Here is a 13083-nt window from a genome sequence, read left to right as displayed (position 1 = left end):
TCAAACCTCCTGCTCAAAGCGATGGCGCCAGACAGCGGTGAGTGGGGCCGGATCGTCTGCATCGTAAGCACGCAAGGCGGCGAAGTACTCCTGCCGCTCCGCCTCGCTCGAAACGGCGGTGTCGACGATGGGAAGTTCAAGCCGATACAACAATTCGAGCAGGAACAAACGCGTAAGCCGACCGTTGAAATCGGCGAAAGGATGGATGTGCAGCAGACGGCCTTCTGCGAACACCAGCAGCTCCAGCAGCACATCCGCGCTCCAGCTGGGGGCGTGTGCGACGCGTGCGGCCAGATCGGCGCAAAACTCGCGCATTTGCATTGGCACTTGCCATGCCGGTGGTGGCAGGTGCGCGCCGACCTGCACCTCGGTACTGCGCCAACGACCAGCAATATCCGGCACCAGATCGCCACACAGGCGCCGATGGAAGTCGAGGAGCAGCGATTCGTCTAGCGGCCGGGCACCGTACAGGCGGTCGGCAATGTCGGCTTCCAGCAGACCAATGCGCTCTGCCAAATGCGGCGCCAGATCGGCGTAACTCAGTTCGCCGAGGGAGGTGACGATTCGTCGAGTGCTGGAATCCGATGCTTCAACTGATCGCGGATGAGTTGCTCGCTCACCGGCTCGTTCTCCATCGCCATGGAGTTCGCCACGTGACGCGGGATCGCGCGCAGATGCCGAAGGCGGCGTTCCGCCGCCGACAATCTGCGCCAGTTCTCGATGACTTGTTCCAAGTCCATGGGCTGCATTGTCTGCCTCCAACAGGGGATCGCCAACGGGATTGCGTGAGGCGCGCTGGTCGGCAGCGCGCAGTAATGCCTCCAGATACGCCAGCGCAAAGGGACCGTGGCGGTTCAGCAGATTGAGTACTCGTTCGGTCCAGCCACGGCCGGTGCGCGGATTCAGGCCGGCGGCAGATGCATCCAGGCGCAGTTCGCTGGCGGGCAGGTTCAGATACTGGCCGTCGGCGGTGGCCAGCGGCAGGGAGGGAAGAACCTCGCCATCGCGCACGCCACAAATGCGCAGCGTGCGGTCAGCGGCCTGCTGGTCTGCCGGGGACGCGTGCCAGGCCATGCGTACCTTGCCGTGATGGCTGCACACCAGATAGGCCAGCAGGTCGAAGTCATCGGCGTTCAGGTCCAGTATTTCCTGCTCGAGGGAATTGGGCGAATCAGCGGCGACTGAAACCGGCGCCGCCTGAATCCCGGCGGCGTCCAGCAGGCCACGCCAGGGGCCGAGCAACGCCGGGTGGTCTGGCTGATGGCGCATCAGCACGGCGAACAGGGCCAGCGTGCTGGCGAGTTCGTGCCGCAGGCCACGGCGGCGGGCATGGGGCGGGTCCGGGTAAAGCTGGTGCGGGGCTAGCCACGCATCCTTCGGCGCCTTGGCCAGATCGGTGCGGGCCGGGCGGCTGGCGCTGCACATGGAGTTCTGGAATGGCGGCAGGGCCTTGCCAGCGTCGTGCCAGCGGCCGGCAAGCTGCAACAGCGAGGGAAGGTCCAGGCCAAGCGACTGCGCCGCGTCAGCCGCTGTATTCCCGACCTGCGCGCCATGTACGGCGATGGTCTGCCAGCGAATGCCAGCGCTCAGCGCTTCATCGTCTTCGCTGGAGTCGGCCTGTTCTTCCGGACTGGGCGCAACCATCGCCACCGGAGGAACCGGCGCAGTGCTGGCGGGCGACCAGCCGACGTCTGGCTGGTAGCCGGCGGTATCTGCCGCAACCAGCACCGTCTGACCGGGATACAGGTCCTTGCGTTCCGCACGCCGCCACTCGCCGTCCAGATAACTCCAGACCCAGGCACGTTTCTTCTCCGCCAGGCGCGGGGCTTTCTTGGTGCTGGTTTCCTTACCGCACAGCCAGTCTCGGGCTGCCAGGAACGGCACAGCACACAGCGCGTCGCGTGATGGCCGCAGCATGGCATCCGGGGCGGTGTCCGGATCGATATCGACCCAGAAAACCTGAAGGTCGCGCTCCTCTCCGGACCGGATGAAACGCGAAATATCTACATCCGCGCCGCTCAGGTCGGGTGTGGTGTCGAACAGCTCGTCGAGCTCGTGCCTCAGCAGCAGATGACGTGGGGCATATGGATAAAGGCTTTCGAGCAATTGCGGGTTTGTTTCCTCGAAGGTCTCCAGGTCGCGCGGTGCGACGGAGTCGAGCCGCGACAGCGCAGAACGCGCGGCGTCCAGTTCGGCCAGCGTGTAAGGCAAGGCCGCCTTATCGTTGACCGGCTGGAAGTCGATAACCTCCACTAGCGCTGTTCCGCCCCACCGAGCCGCCCGGCCGAAGCGCTGCACGAGGCTGGCCCAAGGCGCGAGTTCGGTAAACAGCAGGCCAGCAGACATATCCACGCCGGCCTCGATGACCTGCGTGGCGACGATGATGCGGTCCGTACCGGGTGCGCACGCTGTGCGGTTCAGAAACTCCTCGCGCCACGCCGCGCGTTCGGCGCCCCGGAAGCGACTGTGCACCAGCCTCAGTTCAATGCCCGCCAGGGCAGTGTCGCGCTTGAGATGGGCGTGGACCTCGACTGCCGTCTTGACGGTGTTGACCACCACGACGGTGGGACCTTTACGACCGCAGTCGTGTTCGATATGCGCAGCAGCGACGCGTCTTGCCAGCACGGCGCCATCTGGCAGCGCAAGTAACCGACAGGGCTTCTGGACATCGTCCCACAGCGGACCGACGCGCTGGGCGGGCGCAATGCGGGTCTGCCCGCGTTCCAGGTCTGCACCCAGCGCCGTCATTTCCGGGCTGGCCTTCAACCAGGACGGCTGCAAGGTGGCACTCATCCACCAGGTCCGGCACGGGCGGATGCCCTTCCCGGTCTGAGCATCGTCACGCCGAAACGCCTGCAACTGCCCGGACGTGGCCAGGCCCACATCCATGAGCTGCACCTCGTCCATCACCCACAGGCAATCCTGATTGAGCAGACCGAATTCCATGGGCCAGCGCGCACGCGGTACTCCGTAACCGCGGTTCAGCGCCCGCGACAACAACATGTCCTGGGTGCCGATCAGCACTGCCGGGTGCTCCGGGTAAAGATGCCAGTCGCCCGCTATGGCGCCACCCATGAGCAAATGCACGCCGACCTTGCTGTCGTGGTTACCCCGCTGGTCCCACAACCGATCCAGACGTCGCAAAACATCCCGAACCTCCGCCTCGGTTTGCTCGACAAGAACTCGCATCGGCAAACACCACACCAGCCGCATTGGCCAGGCGTCGTCACCACGCGCCACGCGGTGCCACAACCACGCGACCAGCACACCCAGTGTTTTGCCAAACCCCGTGGGAATGCGAATAAGACGGTCGCAACACGCGCCGCCTTGCCCAAGCTCACCCTGCCAAGGATGCGCCTGCAAAAAAGGGCGCGCCCCCGAATCGCCGCTCGCCTTGACAAAGAAGGCGTTATAAGCCGACGGATCGTGGTGAGTAGCTGGCTCGTTCATGACTCATCCAATAGAACGTCCGCGGTCCTTTTTGCAGACCCTTGCGGGTAGTGATGATTACATTGACCAAAATACCATTCATTTCAGGGCTGCAATTCGGGTCGACCAGCGGCCGAGATCGCGCCCTGCCAGGATTGTGAACCGCCGGTGTCTTGAATCCTGAGACTGTGCAAGGGGCCGGAAAAAAATATTTTTGGCACGCCGCCGCGTCCCTTGTCGTTCTTTGGCTACGCCTGCGCACCACCTTCCGACCGGGCCGTTACCATGTGCGGACACCCTTGCTGCCGGGAGTCCTGCCATGCTGCTCGAAGCTTCCTGCCACTGCGGGGCGGTGCGCTTTTCGGTCGAAAGCCACGCGCCCTATCCGTACATGCACTGCTACTGCTCCATTTGCCGCAAGACGCAGGGCGGCGGCGGTTTCGCCATCAACCTGCACGCCGAGGCGGACAGCCTGAAGGTGGAGGGCCGCGAGCACGTCGGCGTGTATCGCGCCTTCATGGACCACCCGGTGCGCAGCGAGCGCAGCCCCGGCGAGCGGCATTTCTGCCGCGAGTGCGCCAGCGCGCTGTGGGTGTGGGATCCGCGCTGGCCGGAGCTGCTGCACCCGTTCGCCTCCTGCATCGACACGCCGCTGCCGGCGCCGCCGGAGCGCTGCCACATCATGCTGGACAGCAAGCCGGCCTGGGTGCCGGTGCCGACCGAAACCGCGGCCGACCGGCACTTTCCGGACTATCCGGACGAGGCGCTGATCGACTGGCACCGCCGCCACGGCCTGATCACCGACTGACCCCGATGAGTTACGAGAACCTGCTGTACGAAACGCGCGGCCCGCTGGCGCTGATCACCATCAACCGTCCGGCCAAGCTGAACGCGATTTCGCTGGGCACCGTGGACGAGCTGCACCTGGCCATCGCCGCCGCGGCGGACGATTCGGCGGTGCGCGTGCTGGCCATCACCGGCGCCGGGGACAAGGCCTTTGCCGCCGGCTCGGACCTGGCCGAGGTGGTGCACCGCGATCTGAACAAGGCGCTGGAACCGATCGTGCAGGGCGTGGCCGAGCGCCTGGAGCGGTGTCCGAAGCCGACCATCGCGGCCATCAACGGCATCTGTTTCGGCGGCGGGCTGGAGGTGGCGCTGGGCTGCGATCTGCGCGTGGCCGGCCGCAGTGCCCGCTTTGCCACGCCGGAGGGCAAGCTCGGCATCATTCCCGGCGGCGGCGCCACGCAGCGCCTGCCGCGCCTGGTCGGCCGCGCCTGGGCGCTCGACATGCTGCTGATGGGCGAGCCGATCGACGCCGAGCGGGCCTTGCACATCGGCCTGGTCACGCGCCTGGTGGACGACGCCGACCTGCTGGCGACCGTGCAGCGCATGGCCGAGCACCTGGCCGGCTTCGCGCCGCTGGTGCCGCGCTACATGAAGGCGATGGTGCATGCCGGCATGGAAGGCAGCCTGGCGGCGGGTCTGGCCATGGAGAAGTTCGCGCAGGCCGGCCTGTGCGAGACGGCGGACAAGAAGGAAGGCCTGGCGGCGTTCCTGGAGAAGCGCCCGCCGCAGTGGCAGGGTCGCTGACACCGGTAGCCGGAATGCTGTCGCACCGCGCCCGCAACACGCTGCAGGCCCTGGCGCTGCTGGCCGGCATGGCGGCGCTGCTCGGCCTGCTCGGCGGCCTGCTGGGCGGCACCGTGGGCGCCGTGTGGGCGCTGGGGCTGGCCGGCGTGCTGCTGGCGCTGTCGCCGCGCATTGCCCCGGCGCTGCTGCTGCGCCTGTATGGCGGTCAGCCGATACATGCCGACCAGGCCCCCGGCCTGGTGCGCGCGGTGCAGGTGCTGGCGGCACGTGCCGGTCTGCCGCAGCCGCCGGCGCTGTTTCTGGTGCCGAGCCCACTGCTGAACGCGTTCACCGTCGGCACGCCAAAGGGCGCCGCGGTGGCCGTCACCGCCGGGCTGCTGCGCGGCCTGCCGATGCGCGAAGTGGTGGCGGTACTGGCGCACGAGATCGCCCACATCCGCAATCACGACATGCTGGTGATGGGCCTGGCCGACCTGATGAGCCGCCTGACCTCGCTGCTGTCGAACGTGGGCGTGCTGCTGGTGCTGCTGAACCTGCCGCTGGTGCTGCTGGGGCAGGCAGTCGTCAACTGGGATGCGGTGGCACTGCTGCTGCTGATGCCGGCGCTCGGCATGCTGCTGCAGCTGGCCCTGTCGCGCACCCGCGAGTACGACGCCGACGCCGGCGCCGTGGCACTGACCGGCGATCCCGAGGGCCTGATGCGGGCACTGGAGCACCTCGAACAGCGCCAGGGACGCTGGCTGGAACAGCTGCTGCTGCCCGGCCGGCGCCTGCCGGACCCGTCGCTGCTGCGCACCCACCCGCCCACGCCGGCGCGTATCGAACGCCTGAAGGCGCTGGCGCAGACCCTGCAGCCGGCCGCCGTGCCGGACTGGGAGCCGGTGCGTCAGCTCGGCCCGGCGGTGCTGCGCCGGCCGCGCTGGCGCCCCGGAGGGGTGTGGTATTGAACAGGCCCCGTCGCGCCTGAAGCCGCTCCTGCGATCAGCGCCGCGGCTGCCCGCTCAGGCCTCGGCCTTGGCGATACCCCCACCGGCACGGTCGGTGCTGCGCAGCATCTGTAGCTCAGGCGGGCGTTTGGGCCAGTCCGGCATCATCAGCCACATGCGCAGCAGGTGGCGTTTGCGATCGCCCTGCGGCCAGTCCCGGTAGTCCGCCCGCGCGTGCAGCAGCACGCGGTTGTTGACGAACTGCACCGTGGCCGGGTCGATCACCATGTCGATCTTCATTTCCGGCCGCTCGGCCACCGCCTGCAGGTAGGCGATGGCCTCCTGTTCGATGGTGGGCAGACCCTCGCGCGGCTCGCCGTTTGGCCCGCGGATGGCCGCCGGCAGGAAAAAGCAGTCCGGCTCGCCGGCCACGAAACTGAACACCGGAATGCGGTGTTCGGTGATCGGCGGCCGGTCGCTCTTGATGACCGTCTCGCTGCCGTAGTGAAAGCCGCGATAGAGCACCTCGAGCAGGTCCGGCCGCTCGGCCAGGATGGCGTTGTGCACCGCAAACGAGCTCATCAGCGGCGTGGCGCCGCCCTCCATGGCCGGCGTGAGACACATCAGGCCGGTCACGTCGACCGGGTCCATGTGCACCTCGATCGGCCCGCCGATGCCGTAGTAGCGGCCGACCTCGCCGCGATCCTGGACGTGGCCCAGGCGATCGCCGCGCTGGCTTTGCGACACCCCCACCCCGAGGTGGGTGCCCAGGCCCCACAGGATGATGCCCAGCTCGTCGTCGCTGTAGCGCGCCCGGTCGATGCCCTGCAGGCGCACGAAGCCACGACCGCGGTGCAGGATGTCGGCCATGTGGCGCAGGTCGCCGGCCAGCGCCGGCAGGTCGAATACCTCAGGCGTGACTTCGTCCAGGCTGAGGCCGCCGTCGCGCACGCGGCGCACCGCGCGGTCGATGTCGGCCAGTGCCTCGCCGGACAGGGTATAAACCCAGTCGGTCGGGTCGCGATAGTCGCTGCCGCGCCACACGCAGGCGCCGGTGACGGGTTGGTGCAGGCTCATGGTGTCTCCCCCTTGTTCGGTGCCGCCCTGGCCGTGATGATATGCCCCTGAACGACCGACCGGCCAGCAGGCCGCCCCGCCCATCACCCCGAGGAAAAACGCCATGAAACCCATGCCCGGCATGCTGACGCCCGAGACCCTGCCGTCGGGCACGCTCGACCCGCTGCAGTTCGCCAAGTATTCGCAGGAGAAGGCCAACGTGGTGCCGGTGTATGCCGATGGCGAGGATCTTGGCATCGTGTCCTGGAACCTGTTGCCCGGCCAGGCCAACGAGTCGCACTCCCATCCCTACTCGGCGCACTGTTTCTTGATCGTCGAGGGCGAAGGCCATTACCTGAAGGGCCAGCCCGGCTCGGCCGATTACGCCGAGTACCCGATCAAGGCCGGGCAGACGGTGGTGATTCCGCGCAACCAGGTGCACGGCATCCGCAACACCGGCAAGTCGCCGCTCTCCTACTTCGCCATCACCACCACGGCCGGTGGCGAGTACGCGCGGGTTGTCGACGGCGTCGTGCACAAATACTGAGGCGGCGGACATGAGCCAACACATCGGCGTCATCGGTCTGGGCAGTCTGGGTGCCAACATGGCGCGCCTGCTGGCCGAGGACGGCTTTGCCGTGCATGCCTACGACCTGGACGGCGCACGCACCGCGAACGCGGCCGAACACGCCGGCGTAACCGGCCACAACTCGGCCCGCGCGGTAGCCGAGGCCAGCACGCTGGTGCTGCTGTCGCTACCGCAGTCGGAAGCCGTTGCCGCGGCCTGCCTGGGGCCGGACGGCGTCCTCGAAGGCGCGGCCCGTGGCCTGCTGGTGGTCGACACCACCTCCGGCTACCCCGAGCGCACCAGGGAGATTGCCGCTGAACTGGCCGCAGCCGGCGTGCGCTACATCGATGCCGCCATCACCGGCGAGGAAGGGGGCGCCAAGGCGCTGCCCAAGCGCGCACTGACCTTCTGCGTCGGCGGCGCCGAGGCGGACGTCGCCCAGGCACGGCCGATCCTGGAACGCATGGCGCGTTACGTCTATCACGTCGGCCCGCTGGGCGCCGGCCAGATCGTGAAGATGGTCAACAACATGGTCAGCTCGGCAGCCGGCGTGGCGGCCATCGAGGGTCTGCTGATCGCCGCCAAGCACGGCATCGACGTGAAAATGGCCGCCCAGGTGCTGGACAAGGGCACCGGCATGAACTTTTTCTGCCGTCATCCGGATTTCGCCCTGACGCCCGGCGTCGAAGGCGGCTTCCAGCTCGGCCTGATGACCAAGGACCTGCGGCACATGTCGGAGTTTGCGCGCCGCTCGGACGTGCCGGCGCTGGTCACCGACCACATCTTTCATCTGTTCGAGCTGTTCGTGCGCGAGCAGGGCTACGGCGCCGACATCCTGCGCCAGGTCGACGTGATGCAGAAATGGGCCGGCGTGCGGCTGGACGGCACGCTGCTGGAGGGGTGACAGCCAAATGCCCCGGACCAACGATGGGCCGGGCGATTCGCGGCGAGGGCGCCGCTCCCACAGTCCAGTCCATGTGGGAGGCCCGCCCCGGGCCGAATGCCTGACTGAAAGATTCTCGGCGAGGGCGCCGCTCCCACAGTCCAATCCCTGTGGGAGGCCCGCCCTCGGGCCGAATGCCTGACTGAAAGATTCGTGAATCACAGGAGGACCAAGCCATGCTCAGCGTGAACGACATCAAGGGCCTGTACGCCATCACGCCCACACCGTCCAAACCCGGCGCCGAGCGTTGGGACGCCACCGACACGGTGGACCTGGACGAACTGGCGCGCCTGACCGAGGCGCTGGTGCAAAGCGGCGTCAACGGTCTGGTGGCCATGGGCACCACCGGCGAGTGCGCCACGCTGACCAACGACGAATGGGAACAGGCCGCCGCCTGCGTGATCGAAACGGTCCGCAGGCGCGTGCCGCTGTTCGTGGGCACCACCGCACTGGGCACGCACGAGATCGTGCGCCGCAACCGCTTCATCCAGGACCTGGGCGCCGACGGCACCATGCTGGGCCTGCCCATGTGGCAGCCGTGCACGCTGGACATGGCTGTGCAGTTCTATGCCGACATGTCGCAGGCCTTCCCGCAGTTGGCGATCATGGCCTACGACAATCCGGGCGCGTTTCGCTTCAACTTCCCGCCGCCGTTCTGGGCGCAGGTGGCGCGCCGCGCGCCGACCGTGATCTGCACCAAGCACGGCCCGGACCCGATGATCAGCGTCCTGATCGGCATGACGCAGGGCAAGATCCGCTTCCTGCCGCACATCGCGGGCGCCTATGCCATGGCGCGTATCGAGCCGGAATACAACATTGCCTTCTGGGCCACCGAGGCCAGCATGGGGCCGGAGCCGGCGCTGGCGCTGCGCGATGCCATCGCCGCCGGCGACTGGACCCGTGCCAAGGCCATCGACACCGACATCGCTTACACCATGCAGACCTTCTTTCCGCCGGGCGGCATGGCCGAGTTCGCGTCCTACAACATCCAGCTCGAAAAAATCCGCTTCGACGAGGCCGGCTATTGCAAGGCCGGCCCGATCCGCCCGCCGTATCACGTGATTCCCGAGTACATCGACCAGGGCGCCCGTGAATGCGGCCGCCGCTGGAAGGCGCTGCGCAGCAAGTACGGCTGAGACGAGGGCATTCGGCCCGAGGGCGGGCCTCCCACAGGGACTGGACTGTGGGCTGTGGGCTGTGGGAGCGGCGCCCTCGCCGCGAACCGTGCGCAGGTGCGGAGCCCCACTCCCCGGCTAAACAGCAGCGCCTCAGGCGGCCTTCCCGACCACTGGCGGTAACGGACAGTCCAGCGCCGCGCCGATGGCGCGCAGCAGTTCCAGCTCCGCGACTTCCACCACGCCGTCGTGGCTCACTGCCAGCGCGCAGGCCGACAGCAGCCGCAGGCGCTGCATCAATGGCGCGCCCGCCAGACGCTGCAGCGCGCCGTCGAAAGCGGATTGCGCGAGCGTCATCGGCAGGGCCGGCAGGTGGAGCTGCGCGCAGGCGGCGGCGTAGGCGTCCGGCGCACCGTCGCTGGCGCAGTCGGCCAGCGTGCGCAGCACCACCCGGACATCGTCCGGCTCGGGCTGCGAACTGCGCCCGGTGTGCGCCGATGGCAGCAGGTGGTGGCGCAGCAAGGCCAGCAGCGGCCAGTTGCCGGATGCGCCGCCGGCCAGCGCCTGCAGGTCATCGACAAGTTTCCGGCGCCATGCCGGCGGCTGCGCCAGCAAGGCCGGCAGCGCCAGATCGACCAGCGGCAGACGAAAGCGCGGCCCCAGACGGCGCGCGGCCGCTCCAAGCTGATCGGCGAAGACTGCCACGGCCGGTCCCAGCACGGCCGACCGGGCCGGCGCGCGCGTTTCGTCCTGGTCGGCCAACAGGCCGCACAGCAAGGCCGTTGCGCCGGTACCGGTCTGCGTGGCCTGGCGCAGCGGCGGCGGTATGGCGCCAATCAGCGACGCCGCGTAGCCCAGGCTGGCGAGGTCGATTTCACCGACCCGGCCGGCCAGCGAGGCCGCCGGCACGGTGACGGGCTCAAGCGCCGGTGAGGGGCTGTTGTCCAGAGCCTGCTCCCGGTTGCTGCGCCGCTCGAACAACGGGTAGATGCGGGCGATGCGTTCATCGAGCGGCGGATGGGTCGCCAGCAGGGCGCTGAACCAGGTGCGGTGTGGCGTGGCGAACAGCATGTGGCTGAAGGCTTCCGCCTGGCGGGAGCGCAGCGCTGCGCCGTCGGCCTCGTCGCGCACCCGGCGCAGCGCGCCGGCCAGGCCGCGCGGATTGCGCGTGAACTGCACCGCCGCGGCGTCGGCCAGGTGTTCGCGCTGGCGCGACACGGCAGCGCGGATCAGCCGTGCCAGAAACACGCCCAGGTAGCCGACCGCCGCCAGCAGGCCGCCCACCAGCAGCTGGCCCGGGAAACCGCCGCGGGCAAGGCGGCCGCGACTGCTCAGCGACGGCGTGGCCGAATGCACCAGCCACAGCCCGAGCGCCCCGGGCGCGGTGAGACCGTGCAGCAGGCCGAGCAGGCGCATGTTCAGGCGCCCGTCGCCGTGCAGCAGGTGGCTGAACTCATGCGCCAGAACGCCCTGCAGCTGGTCGCGATCCAGGCGCTCCAGGCAGCCGCGGGTGACCGCGATCACCGCATCGGCCGGGCCGCGGCCGGCGGCGAAGGCGTTGATGCCCGGCTCGTCCTGCATCAGGTAGATGCGCGGCATGGCAAGGCCGCTGGCCACGGCGATCTCCTCGGCCACGTTCAGCAGGCGCCGGCGTTGCTCGTCGGTCGCGTCCGGCGCCACCCAGCGGGCACCGGCCAGGCGCGCCACCACCGGACCGCCGGCGCTCAGTTCCCACAGCCGGCGCAGCGTGCCGGCGCCGATCAGGGCCAGCGTGATGGCGGTGGTCCAGCCGTAAATGACCGGCGGCAGGTCGGCCAGATGCCGATAGTCGTGACGCAGGTCGCCGAGCACCACCAGCCAGCCCACCAGCAGGTTCAGCGCCAGCACCAGGCCCAGCACGGCCAGCGTGAACAGCACCAGCAGCAGGGCGCTGTAGCGGCGCGCCTGCTGCTGGTAGGCAAAAAAATCCATGCCGTCGGCTAGCGGCCGGCCTGGAAGCTGACCTGCGGCAGCGCGCGCACGGCGGTGTCGTCCAGTTCGAAGAAGCCGGCCGCCCGAAAGCCCATGCTGCCGGCCACCAGCACGTTCGGAAACACCTCCAGCGCCGTGTTGTAGGTCATCACCGCGTCGTTGTAGGCCTGGCGGGCGAAAGCGAGGCGGTTCTCGGTGGACGCCAGTTCCTCACTCAGGCGCGCCATGGTGGCGTCGGCCTTCAGGTCCGGGTACTGCTCCACCACCGCCATCAGCCGGCCGAGCGCGCCACCCAGCGCCGCCTCGGCCTGGCCGAGTGCGGCCATCGCCGCGGCACTGTCCGGCTGCGCCGCGGCCCGCTGGCTGGCGTCGACCGCCGCGCCGCGGGCGGCGATCACCGCCTCCAGCGTGGCGCGCTCGTGCTGCAGATAGGCGCGGGCCGTCTCGACCAGATTCGGCACCAGATCGTGACGGCGCAGCAGCTGCACGTCGATCTGCGCGTGGGCGTTGCGGTAGCGGTTGCGCAGCGTCACCAGCCGGTTGTAGATCAGAAAGAATCCGACCAGCAGCAGCGCCACAACAATGAGCAGAAAACCCAGCAGACGGGCCATGCGCGATTACTCCCCGGATGAACGACCGATACCGACAGGTGATCGGCCGCCGGCGCCGCGACTGTAGCAACGAGGGGAATTTCAGGCGCCGGCCACGCCGGCGCGATGGGCGGCCCGAGTCCGCGTCAGGCGCAGAGCCGGCTGTGAGCGCATTGCGCGCGATGCGCTCAGACCTTGTCGAGCACGTACAGGCGCAGCATCGACAGGCCCGGCAACACATCCAGGCGGCGACGAATCACGAAGCCGGCCTCGGCCAATTCGGCCTCGATGACGGCGCGCTTGGTCACCCGGCGATAGCCGTCGGCGCGCGTGGTGCGCGCATCCTGCCGCATCCGGCGACGGGCCTGCAGGTTGCCGTCCACCCACAGGCTGACGGTCACGCCGCGGCGCGCCACCCGGTGCAGCTCGCGAAGAATCCGCAACCGATCTTCGGCGGTCGCGATGTGGTGCAGCAGCCGCATGCACAGCACGTGCTCCACGGCCTCATCGGGCAAGTCCAAGGCAAAGGCGTCCATCTGCGCGAGCACCTCGAAGCGCGCCAGCACGGCCGGCTCGGCGGCGCCGGCGGCGATCTGCAGCATGGCCGGACTGACGTCCCCGGCCAACAGGCGACGGGTCGGGTGACTGGCCAGCATGGGCCAGAAGCGGCCCGCCCCGCAGGGCATGTCGAGCACCGATTCCGGATTGCCGGCCAGCTTCAGGGCCCGGCCGGCCAGTTGGGTTTCACGCCAGGTGGTCAGTCGACGGCGCAGGCCGCGGTGGTGTTTTTCCTGATAGGCCTGCGCCAGGGCGAGGTCATACTTGTCCGAGAACGGTGGCTTGGTTGGCACGGCGGCGGTCATTTTTGTGGCGGGGTGGTGGGAGCGTGCCGCCA

The 13083-nt window shown here is 68.6% G+C and carries 11 protein-coding genes; 6 read left to right on the top strand and 5 right to left on the bottom strand.

Annotated features, from left to right (window positions below):
• The gene (locus H5U26_RS06610) at positions 1 to 3450 is read right to left on the bottom strand and encodes a Fic family protein (RefSeq protein ID WP_290617894.1); all 3450 of its coding nucleotides are present in this window, start codon (positions 3448 to 3450) and stop codon (positions 1 to 3) included.
• A 298-nt stretch (positions 3451 to 3748) separates the two neighbouring features.
• On the opposite strand from H5U26_RS06610, the gene H5U26_RS06605 reads away from it, so the two are divergent.
• Genes H5U26_RS06605 through H5U26_RS06595 form a run of 3 tightly spaced genes read left to right on the top strand, consistent with a single transcriptional unit; the run spans position 3749 to position 5966 of the window.
• Positions 3749 to 4237: a GFA family protein gene (locus H5U26_RS06605; protein WP_290617892.1), complete on the top strand. Its 489-nt coding sequence runs from the start codon at positions 3749 to 3751 to the stop codon at positions 4235 to 4237.
• Positions 4238 to 4242: 5 nt separating this feature from the next.
• Complete coding sequence (locus H5U26_RS06600) at positions 4243 to 5019, top strand: enoyl-CoA hydratase/isomerase family protein (RefSeq protein ID WP_290617887.1); 777 nt, start codon at positions 4243 to 4245, stop codon at positions 5017 to 5019.
• A gap of 14 nt (positions 5020 to 5033) precedes the next feature.
• On the top strand, positions 5034 to 5966 hold the full coding sequence (locus H5U26_RS06595; protein WP_290617882.1) for a zinc metalloprotease HtpX: 933 nt from the start codon (positions 5034 to 5036) through the stop codon (positions 5964 to 5966).
• Between the two features lie 54 nt (positions 5967 to 6020).
• On the opposite strand, the gene H5U26_RS06590 is transcribed toward H5U26_RS06595, so the two are convergent.
• Positions 6021 to 7022: a TauD/TfdA family dioxygenase gene (locus H5U26_RS06590; RefSeq protein WP_290617880.1), complete on the bottom strand. Its 1002-nt coding sequence runs from the start codon at positions 7020 to 7022 to the stop codon at positions 6021 to 6023.
• A gap of 103 nt (positions 7023 to 7125) precedes the next feature.
• Between H5U26_RS06590 and H5U26_RS06585 the strand changes: the two genes are divergently transcribed.
• From H5U26_RS06585 to H5U26_RS06575, 3 genes are all read left to right on the top strand, one after another.
• Positions 7126 to 7548: a cupin domain-containing protein gene (locus tag H5U26_RS06585; protein WP_290617878.1), complete on the top strand. Its 423-nt coding sequence runs from the start codon at positions 7126 to 7128 to the stop codon at positions 7546 to 7548.
• A 10-nt stretch (positions 7549 to 7558) separates the two neighbouring features.
• Positions 7559 to 8473, top strand: coding sequence for an NAD(P)-dependent oxidoreductase (locus tag H5U26_RS06580; protein WP_290617876.1), 915 nt, complete (start codon positions 7559 to 7561; stop codon positions 8471 to 8473).
• 215 nt (positions 8474 to 8688) lie between these two features.
• The gene (locus H5U26_RS06575; RefSeq protein ID WP_290617874.1) at positions 8689 to 9648 is read left to right on the top strand and encodes a dihydrodipicolinate synthase family protein; all 960 of its coding nucleotides are present in this window, start codon (positions 8689 to 8691) and stop codon (positions 9646 to 9648) included.
• Positions 9649 to 9780: 132 nt separating this feature from the next.
• Here the strand turns inward: H5U26_RS06575 and H5U26_RS06570 are convergent, their stop codons facing one another.
• From H5U26_RS06570 to H5U26_RS06560, 3 genes are all read right to left on the bottom strand, one after another.
• A complete protein-coding gene (locus tag H5U26_RS06570) occupies positions 9781 to 11598 on the bottom strand; it encodes a M48 family metallopeptidase (RefSeq protein WP_290617872.1) in 1818 nt (605 codons plus the stop codon).
• 8 nt (positions 11599 to 11606) lie between these two features.
• Entirely contained in the window at positions 11607 to 12209 is a 603-nt protein-coding gene (locus tag H5U26_RS06565; protein ID WP_290617870.1) for a LemA family protein, read from the bottom strand.
• A 167-nt stretch (positions 12210 to 12376) separates the two neighbouring features.
• Positions 12377 to 13051: a class I SAM-dependent methyltransferase gene (locus H5U26_RS06560; RefSeq protein ID WP_366055902.1), complete on the bottom strand. Its 675-nt coding sequence runs from the start codon at positions 13049 to 13051 to the stop codon at positions 12377 to 12379.
• Between the last annotated feature and the right edge of the window lie 32 nt (positions 13052 to 13083).

This window comes from Immundisolibacter sp., assembly GCF_014359565.1.
In the GTDB taxonomy this organism is placed as follows: domain Bacteria; phylum Pseudomonadota; class Gammaproteobacteria; order Immundisolibacterales; family Immundisolibacteraceae; genus Immundisolibacter.
The sequence above is the reverse complement of the archived record's forward strand: the minus strand, read 5'-3'. Positions and strand labels throughout refer to the sequence as shown.